The organism is Mucilaginibacter sp. (genome assembly GCF_964263795.1).
Lineage (GTDB): Bacteria > Bacteroidota > Bacteroidia > Sphingobacteriales > Sphingobacteriaceae > Mucilaginibacter.
Map to the genome: position 1 here is coordinate 1 of NZ_CAXVWK010000076.1, position 21066 is coordinate 21066.

Sequence of the window (21066 nt, forward strand, 5' to 3'; positions counted from 1 at the left end):
TACAGGTTGATGAGCCGGTTATCTACTTATCTGCAGAAGATGAGGATGGTAAAACCATTGGCCAAGCGAACGCCGTGTATGATGATAAAGGTGAGTTTGCCACTCCTCGTGTAAAAGCACGTTTTGAGGGTGACTTCCCGATCATCGAGCCGGAAAGACTTGACTTGATGGATATCGCTCCAAACCAGATCACTTCTATCGCGGCATCATTAATTCCGTTCCTGGAGCATGATGATGCTAACCGTGCGTTGATGGGTTCAAACATGCAACGCCAGGCGGTACCGTTATTACGCCCTGAGGCGCCAATTGTAGGTACCGGTTTGGAAGGCCGTGTAGCAAAAGACTCTCGTACCCTTATCAACGCCGAAGGCGATGGTGTGGTTGAGTATGTTGATGCTAACGAGATCAAAATTAAATATGACCGTAACGAAATGGATCGTTTGATCTCTTTCGACGGCGATACTAAAAGCTACCTGTTAACTAAGTTTAAAAAGACCAACCAAAGCACTACCATCAACCTGAAGCCTATTGTTAAGAAGGGCCAGCGGGTTACCAAAGGTGAGGTACTTTGCGAAGGTTACGCTACACAAAACGGCGAGCTTGCGTTAGGCCGTAACCTTAAAGTGGCATTTATGCCTTGGCAGGGTTATAACTTTGAGGATGCGATTGTAATATCTGAGCGCGTTGTTTCTCAGGATATCTTTACATCATTGCACGTTGAAGAATTTGAGCTTGAAGTACGTGATACAAAACGTGGCGAAGAGGAATTGACACCGGATATCCCTAACGTATCAGAAGAAGCTACCAAAGACCTTGACGAAGACGGTATCATCCGTGTTGGTGCCGAGGTTAAAGAAGGCGATATCCTGATCGGTAAGATCACTCCAAAGGGTGAATCAGACCCTTCACCGGAAGAAAAACTGTTACGCGCCATATTTGGTGATAAAGCAGGTGATGTTAAAGATGCATCGTTAAAAACGCCGCCTTCAATCGCTGGTGTGGTTATCGATACAAAATTGTTCTCACGTGCTAAAAAGACTACCAAGGCCGAAGAGAAAGCACAAATAGAGAAACTTGATGTTAAGCATGATAAGGCAGTAAAAGATCTTAAAAATACTTTGATCGAAAAGTTATTTGAGATTGTTAACGGTAAAACATCACAAGGTGTTTACAACGTTTACAAAGAGCTTTATGTAGCTAAAGGCGTTAAATTCACTCAGAAGATCCTGACTGAGCTTAACTACGAAAACATCAACCCAACCAAGTGGACAACTGACGACGATAAGAACGATCAGATCAAAACTTTGCTTCATAACTACAACATTAAAGTTAATGAGGAATTGGGTGCTTACCGTCGCGATAAATTTGCGATCAGCGTAGGTGATGAGCTGCCATCAGGTATCGTACAAATGGCTAAAGTTTACATCGCTAAAAAGCGTAAGCTTAAAGTGGGTGATAAAATGGCGGGCCGCCACGGTAATAAAGGTATTGTTGCACGTATTGTACGTGACGAGGATATGCCTTTCTTAGAAGACGGTACGCCGGTTGATATTGTGTTGAACCCGCTGGGTGTACCTTCACGTATGAACCTTGGCCAAATCTATGAAACCGTATTGGGCTGGGCCGGTAAAGAGCTTGGAGTTAAATTCGCTACCCCGATATTTGATGGTGCAAACCATACCGAAGTTGAGGAGTGGATTACCAAAGCAGGCTTACCAGAATCGGGCCGTACCTACCTGTACAACGGTTTAACAGGCGATCGTTTCGATCAGCAAACAACTGTAGGTATTATCTACATGCTTAAACTGGGCCACATGGTTGATGATAAGATGCACGCACGTTCTATCGGGCCGTACTCTCTTATCACACAACAGCCATTGGGTGGTAAAGCACAGTTTGGTGGTCAGCGTTTTGGTGAGATGGAGGTTTGGGCATTGGAAGCATTTGGTGCATCGAACATCCTGCAGGAAATATTAACCGTTAAATCGGATGATGTTATCGGCCGTGCTAAAACCTATGAGGCTATTGTTAAGGGTGAAAACCTGCCAACGCCATCTGTTCCGGAATCATTCAACGTATTGGTTCATGAATTAAGAGGCTTAGGTTTGGATATCACATTAGAATAAGTATAAAGTTTAAAGTTGAAGGTGCAAAGTCACTTTCAACTTTCGGCTTTTAACATTCAACTCAAAAAACAAAGGAGACTATGTCTTACAAAAAGGATAATAAAATCAAGAGTAATTTCACCACCATTACCATCAGTTTAGCTTCTCCGGAATCTATCCTGGAGCGTTCGAGCGGTGAGGTTTTAAAACCTGAGACCATTAACTACCGTACTTACAAGCCTGAGCGTGATGGTTTGTTTTGTGAGCGTATTTTTGGCCCGGTAAAAGATTACGAATGCCATTGCGGTAAATACAAACGTATCCGTTACAAGGGTATCGTGTGTGACCGTTGTGGTGTTGAAGTAACTGAGAAAAAGGTTCGCCGCGAGCGTATGGGTCACATCAACTTGGTGGTGCCTGTTGCGCATATCTGGTACTTCCGCTCGTTGCCAAATAAAATTGGTTACCTGCTGGGCTTACCAACCAAAAGGCTTGACCTGATCATTTATTATGAAAGATATGTAGTTATACAGCCGGGTATTAAAGAAGGTGACGGGATCTCGAAAATGGATTTCCTTACAGAAGAAGAATACCTGGATATATTGGATACTTTACCAAAAGAAAACCAATACCTGGATGACAAAGATCCGCAGAAATTTGTGGCTAAAATGGGTGCTGAAGCACTTGAAGAGTTATTGAAACGCATTGATTTAGATGAGCTTTCATACAATTTACGCCACCAGGCAGCTAACGAAACTTCACAGCAACGTAAGAATGAAGCGTTAAAACGCTTACAGGTTGTTGAGGCTTTCCGTGGTGCGGCTACACGTATCGAGAATAACCCGTCATGGATGATCGTTAAGATCGTTCCGGTTATACCTCCTGAACTGCGCCCGTTAGTACCACTGGAAGGTGGCCGTTTCGCTACTTCAGATTTGAACGACTTATACCGCCGTGTAATTATCCGTAACAACCGTTTAAAACGTTTGATAGAGATAAAAGCACCGGAAGTTATTTTACGTAACGAAAAACGTATGTTACAGGAAGCTGTAGACTCGTTATTTTACAACTCACGTAAAGTTAACGCGGTAAAAACGGAAGGTAACCGTGCATTGAAATCACTTTCAGATATCCTGAAAGGTAAACAAGGCCGTTTCCGCCAGAACTTATTAGGTAAACGTGTAGATTACTCGGCACGTTCTGTAATTGTTGTAGGCCCTAACTTAAAGCTACACGAATGCGGTTTACCAAAAGATATGGCTGCTGAATTATTCAAACCATTTATCATCCGTAAGATGATTGAGCGTGGTGTGGTTAAAACAGTAAAATCTGCCAAGAAGATAGTTGACCGTAAAGACCCATTGGTTTGGGATATTTTAGAGAATGTATTAAAAGGACACCCGGTATTATTAAACCGTGCACCTACGCTGCACAGGTTGGGTATCCAATCCTTCCAGCCTAAACTGGTAGAAGGTAAAGCGATACAATTGCACCCGTTAACCTGTACCGCCTTCAACGCGGATTTTGACGGTGACCAGATGGCTGTGCACGTACCACTTGGTAACGCAGCAATTTTGGAAGCCCAGGTATTGATGCTTGCATCGCACAACATTCTTAACCCGGCTAACGGTACCCCTATTACTGTACCGTCTCAAGACATGGTGCTTGGTTTGTACTACATAACCAAAGGCCGTAAAACTGATGAGACCCGTGTGGTAAAAGGACAGGATTTAACCTTCTACTCTGCCGAAGAGGTGATTATCGCTTACAACGAGAAGAAGATTGACCTGCATGCCTTTATAAAGGTTAAAGGAAAAATCAAAGAGCGCGATGGTAACATCGTAACCAAGATAATTGAAACTACTGTAGGCCGCGTGTTATTTAACCAGCACGTGCCGGAAGAAGTTGGTTACATTAACGAACTGCTGACCAAGAAATCACTGCGTGATATCATCGGCGAGGTTGTTAAGAACACTGGTATGGCTCGTGCCGCGCAATTCCTTGATGATATTAAGGAATTAGGCTTTAAGATGGCATTCCAGGGTGGTTTATCATTTAACCTGAAGGATATTAACATCCCTGAAGAAAAGGTTACTTTGATAGCCCAGGCATCAAAAGAGGTTGAGGATGTGATGAACAACTATAACATGGGTTTCATCACCAACAACGAGCGTTATAACCAGATCATCGATATTTGGACACGTATCAACAACCGCTTAACAGCTAACGTGATGAACATCTTGAGCAACGATAACCAGGGCTTTAACTCTGTTTATATGATGCTTGACTCGGGTGCACGTGGTTCTAAAGAGCAAATTCGTCAGCTTGCAGGTATGCGTGGTTTGATGGCTAAGCCTCAAAAATCAGGCTCAGGTGGCGAGATCATTGAAAACCCGATCCTTTCAAACTTTAAAGAAGGTTTGTCGGTACTGGAGTACTTTATATCTACCCACGGTGCGCGTAAAGGTTTGGCGGATACGGCGTTGAAAACGGCGGATGCGGGTTATTTAACCCGTCGTTTACATGACGTTGCGCAGGATATGATTGTAGGTGAGGTTGATTGCGGTACTTTAAGAGGTATCTACACAACAGCATTAAAAGATAATGAGGATATTGTTGAGCCGTTATACGATCGTATTTTGGGCCGTACAACACTTCATGATGTGCACGATCCTATCACCAACGAATTGTTGATTAATGCAGGTGAAGACATCACTGAAGAAATTGCAAAGAAAGTTGAAAACTCACCTTTAGAGGGTGTTGAGATACGTTCTGTATTAACATGCGAAAGCAAACGCGGTGTGTGTGCTTTATGTTATGGCCGTAACCTTGCAAGCGGTAAACGCGTGCAAATGGGCGAGGCTGTTGGTGTAATTGCAGCACAGTCAATTGGTGAGCCGGGTACACAGTTAACGTTACGTACCTTCCACGTGGGTGGTACAGCATCTAACATTGCTGCCGAGTCACAGATCAACGCTAAATTTGATGGTGTTATTGAATTTGAGAACGTACGTACCGTTGAGTACAAAACTGATGAAGAAACTGTTGACGTAGTATTGGGCCGTTCAGGCGAGTTCCGTATTATCGAGGCAGGTACAAACAAAGTTATTGTAACTAACAACATCCCTTACGGTTCATACCTGTATGTTAAGGATGGTGCTACTATATCAAAAGGCGACCGTATCTGTTCATGGGATCCGTACAACGCGGTTATTATATCTGAATTTGCCGGTGCAACGCAATTTGAAGCGGTATTGGAAGGTATTACATTCCGTGAAGAATCTGATGAGCAAACAGGTCACCGCGAAAAAGTTATTATTGATACCAGGGACAAAACTAAAAACCCGGTTATCCAGATAACTGATAACAAAGGCAACGTAATTAAAGGATATAATATCCCGGTAGGTGCTCACATTTCTGTTGAAGAAGGAGAGAAATTACAAACCGGACAGGTTATTGCTAAAATTCCACGTTCTACCGGTAAAACGCGGGATATTACAGGTGGTTTACCACGTGTAACCGAGTTGTTTGAAGCACGTAACCCATCTAACCCGGCCGTAGTAACCGAAATTGATGGTGTGGTAACCTTGGGTGGTGTTAAACGTGGTAATCGTGAGATTACTATCGAAAGTAAAGACGGACAGGTGAAAAAATACCTGGTACCATTGTCTAAGCACATCCTTGTACAGGATAACGACTTTGTTAAAGCAGGTATGCCATTGTCTGATGGTTCTATCTCTCCTGCAGATATCCTTGCAATTAAAGGCCCTGCTGCTGTACAGGAATATCTTGTTAACGGTATCCAGGAAGTTTACCGCTTACAGGGTGTGAAGATAAACGATAAGCACTTTGAGGTGATTGTTCACCAGATGATGCAAAAGGTTGCCATTGAAGATGCCGGCGATACCCGTTTCCTGGAAAGGGAAGCTGTGGATAGCTGGGACTTTATGACCGAGAACGACGAAATGTTTGATAAAAAGGTAGTTGTTGAGCCAGGTGACTCATCAACATTAAAAGCCGGCCAGATCATTTCATTACGTAAACTAAGGGACGAAAATTCAGTTTTAAAACGTAAAGATTTAAAACTGGTTGAGGTGAGGGATGCAATTGCTGCAACTTCAAGCCCGATGTTACAAGGTATAACCAGGGCATCATTAGGTACCAAATCGTTCATTTCAGCAGCATCATTCCAGGAAACTACCAAAGTACTGAATGAAGCAGCCATAGCAGGTAAGAAAGATCTGATGCTTGGTTTGAAAGAGAATGTTATTGTGGGTCACTTAATTCCGTCAGGAACCGGTTTACGCGAATACGAAAATATCCGTGTAGGTTCTCAGGAAGAGTTTGATCGCCTGATGGCTTCAAAATCTGAAGAAGTAGAAGCTTAATCAGATATTTTTAAATACTTTTGCAAAGCCTGTTATGAAAATAGCAGGCTTTGCTATTTTAGTACCATGGAAGAACAAAACGAAAACCAGCTAAACATTGAGCTTTCTGAAGAAGTTGCAGAAGGGGTGTACGCAAATCTTGCCATCATCACGCACTCCAGCTCGGAATTTGTGTTAGACTTTATCAGGGTGATGCCCGGCGTACCTAAGGCTAAAGTAAAATCGAGGATAATACTTACCCCTGAGCATGCTAAAAGACTTTTATCGGCATTGGAAGATAATATCGAAAAATTCGAAACGGCTAATGGCGGCGTTAAAATACCCAATGATCCTACCGGTTTCCCAATGAACTTCGGCGGCACAATGGGGCAGGCCTAATTATACAACATCCATGAAAAAAGTTATCATATTCGGGGCATCGGGCCAGTTAGGGCAATGTTTTAAAAAGATAGCCGCAGATGAAAACCTGGACTATTTAATATTCCCGGAAGAAAATGAGGCTAATATTTTAGATACCGGGGCACTGAAAAAGGTTTTTGCTAAATATCTGCCAACCCATGTGGTCAATTGTGCAGCCTATACAGCTGTAGATAAAGCGGAGGATGATGTGGATGCTGCCCTTAGCGTTAACAAAACAGGAGTGGAAAATATCGCCCGCTTGTGCAGTGAACATAACACTACACTGGTGCAGGTATCTACCGATTTTGTTTTTAAAGGCGATAAAGCTTCCCCCTTAACAGAAGAGGATGCAACCGAACCTATCAGCGTTTACGGGCAAACCAAACTGGACGGAGAGCTGGTTATACCAGGATTGACAGACAAATATTTTGTATTGCGCACAGCCTGGTTGTATTCGGAATTTGGTAATAACTTTGTTAAGACCATGCTTAAACTGGGTGCCGAGCGCGATTTGCTTAAGATAATTGCCGACCAAGTAGGTACGCCAACTTATGCGATGGATCTTGCGCAGGCGATCCTGACAGTTGTTAACGCAGATAGCACAGCATATGGTGTATATCATTACAGCAATGAGGGCGTTGCATCCTGGTACGATTTTACCAAGGCTATTGTCCAGCTATCTGATACCGATGTAAAGGTGTTGCCAATAGCGACCAGCGAGTATCCTACGCGCGCTGTACGCCCTGCATATTCGGTAATGGATAAGGCCAAAATCAAAACGACATTCGGTATAGACATACCTTACTGGCGGGACAGCCTGGCGGTATGCATTAACAGGTTACAAAAAACTAACATTAATACTCGTACATGAAAGGTATCATACTAGCAGGTGGCTCGGGCACAAGGCTTTACCCTATCACCAAGGCAATAAGCAAACAATTAATGCCTATCTACGATAAGCCGATGATCTACTACCCGTTATCGGTACTGATGCTGGCGGGTATAAAAGAGGTGTTAATTATAACGACCAAAGAAGATAACCCCGGCTTTGTACGCCTTTTGGGCGACGGTGCAGAACTGGGTTGTAAGTTTGAATATGCGATACAGGAAGTGCCCAACGGCCTTGCCCAGGCATTTGTTATCGGCGAAAAATTCATCGGTGATGATAAGGTTGCGTTGGTGTTAGGTGATAATATTTTCTACGGTTCGGGCTTTAGTAAGCTGATACAAAGCTTTAATGATATTGACGGTGCTGCCATATTTGCTTACCCGGTCGCCGATCCTGAGCGTTATGGTGTAGTAGAATTTGACGAGGCCTATAAAGCTTTATCTATCGAAGAGAAACCAACTGAGCCAAAATCTAAATATGCTGTGCCGGGATTGTATTTCTACGATAATACCGTTGTTGAAATAGCGAAGAACATCCCTATGTCGCCGCGTGGCGAGTATGAGATAACCGACGTAAACAAAGTTTATTTAGAACAGGGCAACCTTAACGTTGGTGTAATGGATAGGGGCACGGCCTGGTTGGATACCGGTACCTTCGACTCATTAAGCGATGCTACCGAATTTGTACGGGTGATAGAAAAACGCCAGTCGCGCAAGATAGGCTGCATTGAAGAAGTTGCCTACCACATGGGCTTTATAAACGACGAACAGTTAAAAGTATTGGTTGAGAAGTATCGCAAAAGCGGTTACGGATTGTATTTGCAATCGTTATTGGACGAGTAGTTTGATCTGCTGAAACTTAATGCTGGTTGCCTATGGCCTCCAGCATTTTTTTTATAAGGTCGTCATCTGCAGCATCCAGCCATATCATTTCTTTATCCTTACGGAACCAGGTTAGCTGCCGTTTGGCAAAGCGGCGCGTATTCTGCTTAATGGCTGCTATTGCTGTTGGCAAGTCGGTCTTACCGTCAAAGTAATCAAATACTTCGCTGTAGCCTACGGTGTTTAAAGCATTAAGGTGGCGATAGGGCAGCAGTGTTTTTACTTCGGCAATTAATCCTTCTTCAACCATTAAATCAACTCTGCGGTTTATCCGGTTGTACAACGTTGCCCTGTCCATATCCAGCCCCAACCTGATGATGTTAAAAGGCCTGCTGTTGGCAGTTGCCAAGCGATAGGACGAGAACGGCTTGCCTGTAGTTTCGTAAACCTCCAGCGCCCTTATAATGCGTTGTGGGTTGTTTAGGTCTACCTCGTTGTAATAGGTAGGGTCTGCAGATCTTAATCGCTCCTGCAACACATTTATGCCATTTTGGGCAAGTTCGTCATTCAGTTTATCACGTGTAGCCATGTCGGCCGCCGGCAGATCGTCGAAACCGTCCGTAATTGCCTTGATGAACAGGCCCGACCCTCCGGCTAATACCACCACATTGTGTGCCTTAAACAGGTCTGCTAACAACTGCAGGCACTGCTTTTCAAAGCCGCCTACAGAAAAGGGTTCTGTTATAGAATGCGAATCGATAAAATAATGCGGGGCGGCAGCTTGTTCGGCAAGGCTGGGTTTAGCCGTACCAATGGACATTTCCCGGTAAAACTGCCTGGAGTCGGCCGATACAACCACCGTATTAAAATGGTTAGCCAGTTGGATGGCCGCAGCGGTTTTACCAGAAGCGGTTGGGCCGGCAAGTACAATAAGGGTAGGTGGCGAAGTGCTCATAACAAGGGGTAAAAATAATGAACACTGAATTACGAATGATGAATTTTGATGTTTCTGATACCAAAATTCATCATTCGATACTTAAAAAGGATTAATAATCGTCGTGACGGCCGGGTTTGTCTTCGTCTTCAAACTCTTCATCTTCACCAAAGCCAAATTCATCTTCTTCTCCCTCTTCTTCAACTTTCTTTTCTTCCACATCATCAACGCCGGTATCGGTCACTTCAGTAAAATCTTCGGCATCTTCAGGGTTGTACGCTAATTCATGCAAAAAGTCAAATTCTTCCTCTCCGGGGTCGGCGGCCGCGGCAGCCTCGGGGTTAAATACGTTTCCGAATTGCTTAGGCGCCTCACCAACAGACCGTACAACTGCCGGATAAGTAGTGCCCGGGGTTTCATCCAAAATGATCTTCATCAGTTCCACATGGAAATCAAAAGGCCTGTCGAAGTTAAAAGTGTAGTAAAACTTCTGGTGCGGATCATCAATAAAACTGCTCAGCTTTATTTTTTCCATTAATGGGATTTTCCTGTCGATGCGTTTTTGATTAGGCAGGTAAGTGATCTCTTCTCCCTTCATCCACTGGTCATTACTGATATAAAAAGAGGACGAAAATTCAGGATTGTATCCGGTAGATTGATGAATTGCCTTATGAAGATCTTCAAATGTTTGGTTTGATTTTACATCGATGTCTCTTGATACATCATCGTAATCTTCAAAAGTAACCCTGAACCTGTATAGTGCCATTATTTTAGTAGTTTTTTGTCAAAAATAGTAATGATAATTTAATTTGAGGTTGCAACAACTTTCAAGCCAATTTCGTGGCCTGTTGCAATTGTGTAGGCAATTGCAGCGTCGCGGTCATTAGGTATCTCGCCTTCAAGGATAGCTTCGCGGATCTTGTTCTTTATTATTCCCACCTCGCGCCCTTCGCCAATGCCAAAAAGCTTCATAATATCCAGGCCGGTAATTGGTGGCTGCCAGTTACGGATGCTATCGCGCTCTTCCACATCCTTTAACTTTTGCTGCACCAGCTCAAAGTTTTGGCGGTATTTTTTTACCTTATATTCGTTTTTAGTAGTGATGTCCGCTTTACACAACAGCATCAGCCCTTCAATATCGTCGCCGGCCTCAAACAATAATCTGCGCACCGCCGAATCGGTTACGATAGATTGTGATAACACAATCGGCCTCAAATGCAGCTGCACTAATTTTTGTACCAGCTTCATCTTTTCGTTCAACGGTAGTTTAAGCTGCGCGAAGATCTTGGGCACCATGCGGGCGCCCTTATCTTCGTGACCGTGAAACGTCCACCCGTGGCCGGGCTCAAAACGTTTGGTGGGTGGTTTGGCAATGTCATGCAATATGGCTGCCCATCGCAACCACAGATCGTCTGTAGCTTCGCAAATGTTATCCAGCACTTGAAGGGTATGGTAAAAGTTATCTTTATGCCCTTTGCCGTTGATAATCTCTACCCCGTAAAGGGCAACCATTTGCGGGAAGATGATATGCAGCAATCCCGTATCAAACAAATAATTGAAACCGATAGATGGTGCAGGCGATAGGATGATCTTGTTCAATTCATCGGTAATGCGCTCCTGCGATACAATTTTAATGCGGTGCAGGTTACTTTTAATGGCTTCAATAGCCTCATCATCTATCCTGAAATTAAGCTGTGTGGCAAACCGGATAGCCCGCATCATCCGCAGCGGATCGTCAGAAAACGTCTCGACCGGGTTTAACGGGGTGCGGATCAATTGATGTTCCAGATCGCTGATACCGTTGAACGGGTCGATCAGTTCTCCGTATTGAGAGGGGTGCAGGGCAATGGCCAGTGCATTGATATTAAAGTCCCGGCGTTTCTGGTCATCATCCAGCGTACCGTTCTCAACAATAGGCTTGCGCGAATCTGATCGGTAGCTTTCTTTACGTGCACCCACAAATTCTACTTCTGCATCCTGGTAGCGGAGCATAGCGGTGCCAAAATTTTTAAATACCGAAACCTTAACGTTTAACCGGGCTGCAACCGATTCGGCAAAATCAATTCCGTTGCCCAAAACAACGATGTCGATGTCTTTAGACGGGCGTTTTAAAAAAATATCCCTCACGTAACCGCCAATGGCGTACACCTGTAAATTTTGTTCGGCAGCAAGGTTGGCAATAACAGAAAATATCGGATGTTGCAGGTGTTGTTTCATAAAAGGAAAGCTGCGCGGCAGCTTATGTGGCACGTTGCAAATTTAATGATATTAAAAATCAACGGCGAATAAATTGGAAACTACCGCTTGGGGCTAACCGCATAATGGTTGATGGCCGCTTAACTTCGTTACTATGCTGATCGATATCTACAACATAATCAACCCCATCGATGATCTCCTGGCTGATCTTCGAGAAATATTCAGGGGAGGGCTGACCGCTGATGTTGGCCGATGTTGAAACAATTGGTTTGCGCAGCCTTTGGATAAGCTGCTGGCAAAAAGGGTGGTTGGTTACCCGCACTCCAATACTGCCATCATCTGCAATTAAAGCGGGAGACATGTTTTTGGCGCCTGGCATAACAAGCGTTAGCGGGTGCTCGGCAAATTCTATCAGGTCGTAAGCAATATCAGGCACCTCGCTAATATAACTTTGCAGTTTGTTATCCACATCAACTAAAATGATCATGCTTTTGCTTTCTTCCCGTTGTTTTAAGGCGTAGATCTTTTTAACAGCTTCGGTATTGGTAGCATCGCAGCCAATGCCCCAAATAGTATCGGTAGGGTAAAGGATGATGCCGCCATCCTGCAGCACTTTAAGGGCTTTATTAACTTCGTCTTTAAGCATGATTCAGGTACAAACTTAATGCATTTATTATTCTTTTTTCATCCAGCATTTCCATGCATTTAGGGATGCCGTATAATTTGCAAGTGTTGCGTACACATGGCTCGCATACCAGCTGCCCGTAACGGATCACAGCCAGATCTTTTTTGTTGTATGGAGCAGTGTTATTTTCATCGCCGGCCCCAAAAAGCGCTACGGTAGGTACGCCCAAACTATTGGCCATGTGTGCCGGGCCAGAGTCTGTACTGAGCACCGCTTTGCTGCCCGCCATTAGTTTGGCCAGGCCTAACAGGTCTGTTTTACCGCCCAAATTCTGCACGCGCGGATTGGAAGTTAAGCCCGTCAGCATGTCGTCAATAAAGGTGCTTTCTTTGGCAGAACCCACTACGGCCAGTGTAATATTAGGGAAAGCGGCGGCTAATGCCTGGATAAGCTGCCGCCCTTTTTGTACCGGCATACGGCGTGATGATGCCTCGGAATTAAAGTTAACGACAAGGGTATCGTTGGTAAAGATGAGGTATTGGCCGGTGTTTAACTTTACTTGTTTATCGGCTATTGTTTTGCCGGTAAAGCATTCTAACAAATAAAGATACTCATCCGTACGGTGCAGGTTAACGGGTTTTTTGATGGAGCGGGTCATCAAAAAAAAGCCACCCTCTTTACGGAAACCTACCCGTTGCCTTGCCCTGCTGGCAAATGCCAGCACCGCAGATGACAGCGAGTGCGGCAGGTTAAAATAAATATCGTACTGCTGTTTGGAAAGTGCCTTTCCAAAATGGTAAACGCCGCTTAAGCCGCTATTTTTTTGTTTGGAGAATGGGTGTACTTTGCTGATGCCGGGAATGAGCCTGGCTATAGCTGCAAGTTCTTCTTTAATGATTACATCTACCTGTGCATCCGGATACAACTGCTTAACCGCATGAACAAATGCAGTGCTCATCACCACATCGCCAAGCCAGTTAGGCAGTCTGATCAGGATTTTCATATCAGTTGTGAGTTTTGTGTTTTAAGTTGTGAGTGGTTTGTTTGCAAAGTTTATATACTTAACACTCACAACTTATCACTCACTACTTGTTATACAGCGACATTATTTTCCCTTAAAGCATCATTTAATGATGTCTTTTTATCGGTAGATTCTTTACGCTTGCCAATGATCAGCGCACAAGGCACCTGGTAATCGCCGGCAGGGAATTTTTTAGTGTATGAACCGGGGATCACTACCGAGCGTGCCGGCACAAATCCTTTATATTCAACAGGCTGTTCGCCGGTAACATCAATAATTTTGGTTGATGCGGTTAACACAACGTTGGCGCCTAAAACAGCCTCACTCTCTACATGTACACCCTCAACCACGATAGCGCGCGATCCCAGGAAACAATTGTCTTCGATGATAACCGGGGCCGATTGTACCGGCTCCAATACGCCGCCAATACCTACACCACCACTCAGGTGCACATGCTTGCCAATTTGCGCGCATGAACCAACGGTAGCCCAGGTATCAACCATAGTACCTTCATCCACATAAGCGCCGATGTTTACGTACGATGGCATCATGATAACGCCTTTTGCCAGGTAAGCGCCGTAACGCGCAATACCATGAGGCACAACACGTACGCCGGTTTTTTTATAGTCGGTTTTTAGTTTCATTTTATCATGAAACACAAACGGGCCAACCTCAATTTCTTCCATAGCGCGGGTAGGGAAGTACAGGATAACTGCCTTTTTTATCCATTCGTTGGTATGCCAGCGATTGCCGATCAGTTCGGCAACGCGCATTTCGCCTTTATCCAGGCGTTCGATAACCGTATTTATAGCGTTGATATAATCATTTTCGGTAAGCAGGGCGCGATTATCCCATGCATCCTCTATCATTTTTTTAAGCTCCATCATCAGAAGAAATAAATTTTGCCAAATTAAAGGATTTTTAGGGAGATTTGTTTGATATATAGTGTCAGAATCATCATACAACATGGCTGAAAAGGAAAAGTTAAGGATAGATAAGTATTTGTGGGCCATACGCATGTTCAAGACCCGTACGCTGGCATCAGACGCATGCAAAGCGGGCAGGGTTAAGTTAGAGGGCAACAATGTAAAGGCATCGCACGAGGTGAAGATAGGAGAGCGTTACCAGTTATCTAAAGGGCCGGACCGCAAGGTGATAATGGTAGCAGGCTTGCTGGAGAATAGGGTAGACGCCAAAAAAGCGGTAGACTATTACCAGGATATTACACCGGTAGAGCAAACTACCGCCTTTAAATCGATGTTTCATGCACCGGTTTTAACGCGCGACCGCGGTGCTGGCCGCCCAACCAAACGCGACCGCCGCGAAACCGATGACCTGAAAGACAACTTTTTTGATCAGAAGCCCGGGGTGGAAGAAGAGTAAAACCCTTTTAAGACCGTTTAAAAGTATCTATATTCCTAAAAGGAGTGTTAACCCAGTGTTTTTGCAAGTTATTGGTAATTAGTTGTTTAAGTAGTTTTTTTCAAAAAAGTGTAAACCTTTGTTAACCTTTATTACAAAGTTCAGGCCCTGCGGCCAACAGCTTTGCCGAGGCATAAGGGGCTAGGTGAACTACCGCTGTACAGGGCCAATCCGGTACAACATCTAAAATTTAATGAGTAATATTGTACACAGTTTAATACCTTAAGCTGCATAAGCTTATATGAAAAGTATAGCACAAAAAGTATTTGATATAGAGATAGAATCATTGCAGCATGTAGCCGCGATGATTGATGACCAGTTCACTGCCGCCGCCCAGGCTATACTGGCCTGCAAAGGCAGGCTGGTGGTTTGTGGCATGGGCAAATCTGGCCATGTAGGGCGCAAGATCTCGGCAACATTTACCAGCACAGGCACACCGAGCTTTTTTATGCATCCATCAGAGGCATTTCATGGCGACTTAGGTATGATAGCCGCCGATGATATAGTAATGCTGATCTCGTACTCGGGCGAAACCGAAGAAGTGCTAAAGATCATCCCATTTCTTAAATGGAACAAAAATAAATTCATTGCGATTACCGGTAATACCAATTCAACACTTGCTAAAAATTCCGATCACTGTTTAAGTGTTAAGGTGAAGCAGGAGGCTTGTCCGCTGGAGCTGGCACCCACTTCATCAACCACCGCAACATTAGTGATGGGAGATGCCCTGGCTGTAGCACTAATGACGCTACGTGACTTTAGCCCTGCTGATTTTGCACGGTTTCACCCCGGTGGCAGGCTTGGAAGGAAGCTGTTGGTTAAAGTAAAGGACCTGATGCGGACAGACGCTTTGCCGTTTATAGCGCCGGAAGCAACGTTTACACAATTGGTGCTCCGCATGTCTGAAGGCAAATTAGGGATGGTTATTGTTGGTACCGCCGGCAAAGTAGAAGGGGTAATTACCGACGGCGACCTGCGCCGCGGATTGGTGAAATATCCCAACATCCAGTCGCTGCCCATTACACAATTAATGAACGACAACCCGATAATGGTAGATGAAACCGAATTGGTTTATGAAGCCGAGGAGCTGATGATGGAGCGCAAAATAACCACATTGCTCATCCGCAACGCGGGCAATAAAGTCACCGGTATCTATCAGATCTTCAATCAGGTTTAAGCGGGTATGAAAACCATTATTGTTATACCTGCCCGCCTACAATCTACCCGTTTGCCACGTAAGGTGCTGCTTGACCTTGGCGGCAAGCCGGTTATCCAAAGGGTTTACGAGGCCTGCCTGCAATCTGCATTGCACCAGGAGATATGGATAGCAGCGGATGATCAGGAGGTGTTTGACCTGTGCAAAACATTTACCGGTAACGTGTTGATGACCCGGGTAGACCACCCCAGCGGTACCGACCGGATTGCTGAAGTGGCGTCAAATATAAAATGCGACTTGGTGATCAATGTACAAGGCGATGAGCCGTTCTTTGATGCAACGATCATTGACAGGCTGATCACTGCCATGCAGCAAAGCAACGCCGATATGGGCAGCGTTTATGCCCCTGTTGAAACTATTGATGAGTTGCATAACCCTAACCTGGTTAAGCTTGTGACCGATGCGGATGATTTTGCCGTATATTTCTCCAGGTATGCTATTCCCTATTCAAGAGACCGTATCCTGGAGGACGCATCAGGTTACAAAAAACATATGGGCGTTTACGCTTACAAGGCAAGCTTTTTGCCGGAGTTTGTAAAGCTGCCTGTTTCGTTTTTAGAAAGGTCAGAAAAATTAGAACAGTTAAGGGCCTTAGAAAATGGCTATAAAATAAAAATGATAGCGGTGGCCGGTTTTGAAAAGGGTATTGATACCCCCGAGGACCTGGAACACGCCCGCAAAAAATTAGCAGACAATGGCATTATATAAAGATATTACCGAAAAACCGTTTTTTATTGTTGGCCCATGCGTTATGGAAAACCAGGAGCTTTTATATACCGTGGCCGATAAGGTTGCAGAGTTAAAAGCGAAGTACCCGGTTACCATGGTCTTTAAATCATCTTTTGATAAGGCCAACCGCACCAGCATCAGCGCTTACCGCGGCCCGGGCATTGAAAAGGGTTTAGAGATGCTGAACAAGGTGAAGGAAAAATTCGGGCTGGAGGTTACTACAGATATCCATGAACCATTCCAGGCGGCGATAGCTGCAGAGGTTGTAGATATATTGCAGATCCCTGCATTCCTGTGCCGCCAAACAGACCTGGTGGTGGCAGCAGCACAAACGGGTAAAGTGGTTAATATTAAAAAGGCGCAGTTTCTGTCGGGCCAGGATATGTTTTATCCGGCGCAAAAAGTAAAAGAGGCTGGTAATGACCAGATCATCCTTACCGAGCGCGGCAACTCCTTTGGCTACAATAACCTGGTGGTAGATTTCAGGAATATTTATGATATGAAAGAATTTGGCTACCCGGTTTGCATGGATTGTACCCACTCGGTACAGCGCCCGGGCGGTGCGGGTGGCAAAACCGGGGGCGACCGTAAATTTGTGCCTAACATGTCGCATGCGGCAAGGGCGTTTGGTGCCAGCGGTTACTTCATTGAAACCCATCCCGATCCGGACCACGCCCTGAGCGACGGGCCAAATATGCTTTATTTGAAAGACCTGGAAGAGCTGATCAAATCACTGATTAGTTGATACTTAGTCGGTCAATAATCAGTCTTCAGTTCTGAAGTTTGCCAAAGCTTAAAGGCTGACGAGGCTTCATCCCGCATCATTTGGATAAAAGGCATTTTGCGTTTATCCATAGGCAGGTCAAGTTCATCGTATATAAAATGATCATCGAAACCTATTGAGGCGGCATCGGCTTTGGTGTTGGCGTAGTAGATCTTGTCGATACGTGCCCAATATATGGCACCCAGGCACATTGGGCAAGGCTCACAGCTGGTATAGATCTCACAACCCTCCAGATTGAACGTGGCCAGTTCCTGGCAGGCCAGCCTAATGGCCGATACTTCGGCATGTGCGGTAGGGTCGTTATTCGGCACCACTTTGTTGGCACTGCGTGCAACCACCATGCCGTCCTTTACAATTACCGCCCCGAAAGGACCGCCTAACCCCTGCTTCACATTGTATTCAGACAGGTCGATGGCCATCTGCATAAACTGTTCGTGTGTCATATCGTATCTTCTATATAAATTAAGAAACCCCAACCAATGGCCGGGGTTTCAATATTATTTTTTAATTCAGGGTTTAGTACCTGCACATCTGCGTATCTACGCATCTGCAATTATTTTTTGTCTTTAGCGTAAGCTTCGTTCAGGCGTTTTACAACATCAGCAGTGATATCTAATGACGGATCACCGTAAAGCATTGTCGGATCGCCTTTTTTAAAGGTCAGCACCATTTTATATCCTTTTTCTTTAGCGTAAGCTTTAGTAAAATCAACCAGCTTTTCGTAAAGTTTGGTTTGCTCGGCAACCTGATCATTTTGAACCTGCACACCTGCATTTTGTTTGTAAGTTTGCAGCTCCTGCGCTTTGCGCTGCAATTTTTGCTCGATAGGTGTGCGTTGATCAGCACTTAAGGTAGCAGCCGATTTTTGGTACTCTCCTACTTCGCGCTGAAAAGCCTGTTCCCTGCCGTTAACATCATTCTGGGCGGCTTTACCTTTAGTTTCAAGGCGCTTGTCCATATCTTTGATGTACTCGTACTGAGAAACCACAGAATCCTGATTAAAGAAAACCACGTCTTGTTTGCCAGCAACTTCGGTAGTGGTAACGGCGGCAGCAGCAGGTTTAGTTTCTGATTTATTTTGGTTGCAGGCTGCAACACCGGCCGCAATAGATAGTATTAAAACTGATTTTGCAACTATTGAAGTTCTGATTTTCATTGTGTTTATCGTAAAAAAATTTTGACAAAGATAATCTTTCAACACAAGTTTCCTAATTAAGATATGCAAATCTAACGGCAGGGCAATGTGCTAAAATTGGAAAGAGAATGTTAATAAATAAACACAAGTAAAGGACTTACGGGCCTGAATTATGACAGGCATGTAGTAGATATGTGCCTTTAAAATCGTATTTTTGTATAGTAAAACTCCGGCTTGGAGAACGTTATTGTTTAATTATAATATGAGCGAAGAAAATCAGGATAAATCAAATTATTCAGCGGATAATATTCAAGTTTTAGAAGGTTTAGAAGCCGTACGCAAAAGGCCTTCGATGTATATTGGCGATACCGGCGTTAAGGGCCTTCACCACCTGGTTTATGAGGTGGTTGATAACTCGATAGATGAGGCGCTTGCCGGTTACTGCGATACCATTAATGTAACTATCCACAAAGGTAATTCCATTACCGTTGTAGATAATGGCCGGGGTATCCCGACGGGTATTAATACTAAGGAACAAAAATCAGCACTGGAAATTGTAATGACTGTGCTGCATGCCGGTGGTAAATTTGATAAAGATACCTATAAGGTATCGGGTGGTTTGCACGGTGTGGGTGTAAGCTGCGTTAACGCGCTATCTGTACACGTAAAAACAGTTGTACACCGCGAAGGCAAGATCTTTACCCAGGAGTACGAGCGCGGTAAACCGCTGTTCCCGGTTAAGGAAATAGGTGTATCTGATAAAACAGGTACTACCCAAACTTTTCAGCCGGATGCAGAGATCTTTACGCTTACTACCGAATATAAATTTGAAACCCTGGCTACCCGTTTACGCGAGCTGGCTTTTTTGAACAAAGGAATCCGCTTAACACTTACCGATGAGCGCGAACCGAATGAGGATGGTTCATTCCCGATGGAAGAGTTCTTTTCAGAAGGTGGCTTAAGAGAGTTTGTAAAATACCTGGATGGTACACGCGTACCAATCATTCCCGAGCCTATTTACCTGGAAGGCATTAAGCAGGGTATCCCTGTCGAATTGGCCTTCCAATATAATGATACTTACACCGAAAATGTGCACTCTTATGTAAACAACATCAATACGATTGAGGGCGGTACCCACGTAGCAGGTTTTAGGATGGGGCTTACCCGTACTTTAAAATCTTATGCAGACAAATCGGGATTGCTAAAAAACATGAAGATCGAAATTACAGGGGATGACTTCCGCGAGGGGTTAACGGCTGTGATTTCGGTAAAGGTGCAGGAACCACAATTTGAAGGCCAAACCAAAACCAAGCTGGGTAACAGCGAGGTAAGTGGTGCGGTTAACGTAGCTGTCGGTGAAATTCTGAGTAACTACCTGGAAGAGAATCCGCGCGAAGCAAAAATGATCGTGCAAAAGGTGATACTTGCTGCCACTGCCCGTGCCGCAGCCCGCAAGGCGCGCGAAATGGTGCAGCGTAAAAGTGTCATGAGCGGTTCCGGCCTTCCGGGTAAACTGTCTGATTGTGCCAACAGTGATCCAAGCCTGTGCGAACTTTACCTGGTAGAGGGCGACTCGGCGGGTGGTACCGCCAAGCAAGGCCGTAACCGCGAGTTTCAGGCCATACTGCCTTTGCGTGGTAAGATCCTGAACGTAGAAAAAGCCATGGAACATAAGATCTACGAGAACGAAGAGATCAAGAACATGTTCACCGGATTAGGGGTAAGTATTGGTACACCAGAGGATGCCAAGGCTTTGAACTTAACCAAGCTGCGTTACCATAAAATAGTGATCATGACAGATGCGGACGTGGATGGCTCGCACATTACCACATTGATCCTTACCTTCTTCTTCCGTTATATGAAAGAGCTGGTAGAATTCGGTTACGTTTATATCGCATCGCCACCGCTTTACCAGGTAAAAAAAGGTAAAGAGTTTGAATACTGCTGGAACGATGAGCAACGCGATACCGCGATACAGCGTCTTAAAGGCCAGGGTAAAGAAGATAGCGTACATGTACAGCGTTACAAAGGTTTGGGCGAGATGAATGCCGAGCAGTTGTGGGATACTACCATGAACCCGGCTAACCGTACCTTAAAGAAAGTGAGCATTGAAAATGCTGCCGAGTGCGACCACACCTTCAGCATGCTGATGGGTGATGAAGTTGCCCCGCGCCGTGAATTTATTGAAAAGAACGCTAAATATGCACGTATAGATACATAGCAAAGCGCAGCCCTGATAGTTATCAGGATGCTGATGCAGATGATTTTACATTGATACAGAGCCCCGCTTTAGCGGGGCTTTTTTGTTAGGTGGCCAGTTTAACTCTCTCGCACGTCCTTCGACAAGCTCAGGATGACCCCCGGCTCGTTGTCATGGTGAGCCTTTCGAACCATTGTCAGTT

Annotated in this window: 18 protein-coding genes; 10 read left to right on the forward strand and 8 right to left on the reverse strand. The window is 44.7% G+C overall.

What is annotated here, in order from left to right:
* The 5 genes from rpoB to rfbA all read left to right on the forward strand — a co-directional run.
* On the forward strand, positions 1 to 2126 hold a 2126-nt coding region (rpoB, locus tag ACE5CV_RS12895), incomplete at its 5' end, for a DNA-directed RNA polymerase subunit beta (protein WP_374950589.1).
* Between the two features lie 80 nt (positions 2127 to 2206).
* Positions 2207 to 6493 (forward strand): DNA-directed RNA polymerase subunit beta', encoded by a 4287-nt coding sequence (gene rpoC / locus ACE5CV_RS12900; protein WP_374950590.1) that lies wholly within the window; start codon positions 2207 to 2209, stop codon positions 6491 to 6493.
* 66 nt (positions 6494 to 6559) lie between these two features.
* A complete protein-coding gene (locus ACE5CV_RS12905; RefSeq protein WP_374950591.1) occupies positions 6560 to 6871 on the forward strand; it encodes a DUF3467 domain-containing protein in 312 nt (103 codons plus the stop codon).
* 13 nt (positions 6872 to 6884) lie between these two features.
* Positions 6885 to 7763 carry a dTDP-4-dehydrorhamnose reductase gene (gene rfbD, locus ACE5CV_RS12910; protein WP_374950592.1) on the forward strand — a complete coding sequence of 293 codons (879 nt, stop codon included), beginning with the start codon at positions 6885 to 6887 and terminating at the stop codon, positions 7761 to 7763.
* Positions 7760 to 8623, forward strand: a complete 864-nt coding sequence (gene rfbA, locus ACE5CV_RS12915) for a glucose-1-phosphate thymidylyltransferase RfbA (RefSeq protein ID WP_374950593.1) — start codon at positions 7760 to 7762, stop codon at positions 8621 to 8623. The genes rfbD and rfbA overlap by 4 nt, the downstream gene beginning before the upstream one ends.
* A gap of 16 nt (positions 8624 to 8639) precedes the next feature.
* Here rfbA and miaA read toward each other — a convergent pair whose 3' ends face one another.
* From miaA to ACE5CV_RS12945, 6 genes are all read right to left on the reverse strand, one after another.
* Positions 8640 to 9557 (reverse strand): tRNA (adenosine(37)-N6)-dimethylallyltransferase MiaA, encoded by a 918-nt coding sequence (gene miaA / locus ACE5CV_RS12920; RefSeq protein ID WP_374950594.1) that lies wholly within the window; start codon positions 9555 to 9557, stop codon positions 8640 to 8642.
* A 91-nt stretch (positions 9558 to 9648) separates the two neighbouring features.
* Positions 9649 to 10302, reverse strand: a complete 654-nt coding sequence (locus tag ACE5CV_RS12925; protein WP_374950595.1) for a hypothetical protein — start codon at positions 10300 to 10302, stop codon at positions 9649 to 9651.
* 38 nt (positions 10303 to 10340) lie between these two features.
* Positions 10341 to 11753: a CCA tRNA nucleotidyltransferase gene (locus ACE5CV_RS12930; protein ID WP_374950596.1), complete on the reverse strand. Its 1413-nt coding sequence runs from the start codon at positions 11751 to 11753 to the stop codon at positions 10341 to 10343.
* Positions 11754 to 11811: 58 nt separating this feature from the next.
* Entirely contained in the window at positions 11812 to 12378 is a 567-nt protein-coding gene (locus tag ACE5CV_RS12935; protein WP_374950597.1) for an L-threonylcarbamoyladenylate synthase, read from the reverse strand.
* Positions 12371 to 13360: a glycosyltransferase family 9 protein gene (locus tag ACE5CV_RS12940; RefSeq protein WP_374950598.1), complete on the reverse strand. Its 990-nt coding sequence runs from the start codon at positions 13358 to 13360 to the stop codon at positions 12371 to 12373. Before ACE5CV_RS12940 ends, ACE5CV_RS12935 begins: the two co-directional genes overlap by 8 nt.
* Positions 13361 to 13449: 89 nt before the next feature.
* Complete coding sequence (locus ACE5CV_RS12945; RefSeq protein ID WP_374950599.1) at positions 13450 to 14265, reverse strand: 2,3,4,5-tetrahydropyridine-2,6-dicarboxylate N-succinyltransferase; 816 nt, start codon at positions 14263 to 14265, stop codon at positions 13450 to 13452.
* Positions 14266 to 14344: 79 nt separating this feature from the next.
* Here ACE5CV_RS12945 and ACE5CV_RS12950 point away from each other — a divergent pair, with 79 nt between their 5' ends.
* The 4 genes from ACE5CV_RS12950 (at position 14345) to kdsA (ending at position 17490) form a co-directional block, all read left to right on the forward strand.
* Positions 14345 to 14761, forward strand: coding sequence for an RNA-binding S4 domain-containing protein (locus ACE5CV_RS12950; RefSeq protein ID WP_374950600.1), 417 nt, complete (start codon positions 14345 to 14347; stop codon positions 14759 to 14761).
* A 280-nt stretch (positions 14762 to 15041) separates the two neighbouring features.
* On the forward strand, positions 15042 to 15977 hold the full coding sequence (locus ACE5CV_RS12955) for an SIS domain-containing protein (protein WP_374950601.1): 936 nt from the start codon (positions 15042 to 15044) through the stop codon (positions 15975 to 15977).
* 6 nt (positions 15978 to 15983) lie between these two features.
* A complete protein-coding gene (gene kdsB, locus ACE5CV_RS12960) occupies positions 15984 to 16724 on the forward strand; it encodes a 3-deoxy-manno-octulosonate cytidylyltransferase (RefSeq protein WP_374950602.1) in 741 nt (246 codons plus the stop codon).
* Complete coding sequence (gene kdsA, locus ACE5CV_RS12965; RefSeq protein WP_374950603.1) at positions 16711 to 17490, forward strand: 3-deoxy-8-phosphooctulonate synthase; 780 nt, start codon at positions 16711 to 16713, stop codon at positions 17488 to 17490. Before kdsB ends, kdsA begins: the two co-directional genes overlap by 14 nt.
* A gap of 11 nt (positions 17491 to 17501) precedes the next feature.
* Here kdsA and ACE5CV_RS12970 read toward each other — a convergent pair whose 3' ends face one another.
* Positions 17502 to 17972, reverse strand: coding sequence for a nucleoside deaminase (locus tag ACE5CV_RS12970; RefSeq protein ID WP_374950604.1), 471 nt, complete (start codon positions 17970 to 17972; stop codon positions 17502 to 17504).
* A gap of 110 nt (positions 17973 to 18082) precedes the next feature.
* Positions 18083 to 18685 carry an OmpH family outer membrane protein gene (locus ACE5CV_RS12975; RefSeq protein WP_374950605.1) on the reverse strand — a complete coding sequence of 201 codons (603 nt, stop codon included), beginning with the start codon at positions 18683 to 18685 and terminating at the stop codon, positions 18083 to 18085.
* Positions 18686 to 18926: 241 nt separating this feature from the next.
* Between ACE5CV_RS12975 and gyrB the strand changes: the two genes are divergently transcribed.
* Positions 18927 to 20885: a DNA topoisomerase (ATP-hydrolyzing) subunit B gene (gyrB, locus tag ACE5CV_RS12980; RefSeq protein WP_374950606.1), complete on the forward strand. Its 1959-nt coding sequence runs from the start codon at positions 18927 to 18929 to the stop codon at positions 20883 to 20885.
* Positions 20886 to 21066 lie beyond the last annotated feature (181 nt).

Coding starts and splice junctions, on each gene's coding strand:
- ACE5CV_RS12905 (WP_374950591.1), top strand. CDS start 6,560: ATGGAAGAACAAAACGAAAACCAGCTAAACATTGAGCTTTCTGAAGAA.
- kdsB (WP_374950602.1), top strand. CDS start 15,984: ATGAAAACCATTATTGTTATACCTGCCCGCCTACAATCTACCCGTTTG.
- miaA (WP_374950594.1), bottom strand. CDS start 9,557: ATGAGCACTTCGCCACCTACCCTTATTGTACTTGCCGGCCCAACCGCT.
- rfbA (WP_374950593.1), top strand. CDS start 7,760: ATGAAAGGTATCATACTAGCAGGTGGCTCGGGCACAAGGCTTTACCCT.
- gyrB (WP_374950606.1), top strand. CDS start 18,927: ATGAGCGAAGAAAATCAGGATAAATCAAATTATTCAGCGGATAATATT.
- ACE5CV_RS12975 (WP_374950605.1), bottom strand. CDS start 18,685: ATGAAAATCAGAACTTCAATAGTTGCAAAATCAGTTTTAATACTATCT.
- ACE5CV_RS12955 (WP_374950601.1), top strand. CDS start 15,042: ATGAAAAGTATAGCACAAAAAGTATTTGATATAGAGATAGAATCATTG.
- rfbD (WP_374950592.1), top strand. CDS start 6,885: ATGAAAAAAGTTATCATATTCGGGGCATCGGGCCAGTTAGGGCAATGT.
- ACE5CV_RS12970 (WP_374950604.1), bottom strand. CDS start 17,972: ATGACACACGAACAGTTTATGCAGATGGCCATCGACCTGTCTGAATAC.
- ACE5CV_RS12925 (WP_374950595.1), bottom strand. CDS start 10,302: ATGGCACTATACAGGTTCAGGGTTACTTTTGAAGATTACGATGATGTA.
- ACE5CV_RS12935 (WP_374950597.1), bottom strand. CDS start 12,378: ATGCTTAAAGACGAAGTTAATAAAGCCCTTAAAGTGCTGCAGGATGGC.
- kdsA (WP_374950603.1), top strand. CDS start 16,711: ATGGCATTATATAAAGATATTACCGAAAAACCGTTTTTTATTGTTGGC.
- ACE5CV_RS12930 (WP_374950596.1), bottom strand. CDS start 11,753: ATGAAACAACACCTGCAACATCCGATATTTTCTGTTATTGCCAACCTT.
- ACE5CV_RS12950 (WP_374950600.1), top strand. CDS start 14,345: ATGGCTGAAAAGGAAAAGTTAAGGATAGATAAGTATTTGTGGGCCATA.
- ACE5CV_RS12940 (WP_374950598.1), bottom strand. CDS start 13,360: ATGAAAATCCTGATCAGACTGCCTAACTGGCTTGGCGATGTGGTGATG.
- rpoC (WP_374950590.1), top strand. CDS start 2,207: ATGTCTTACAAAAAGGATAATAAAATCAAGAGTAATTTCACCACCATT.
- ACE5CV_RS12945 (WP_374950599.1), bottom strand. CDS start 14,265: ATGATGGAGCTTAAAAAAATGATAGAGGATGCATGGGATAATCGCGCC.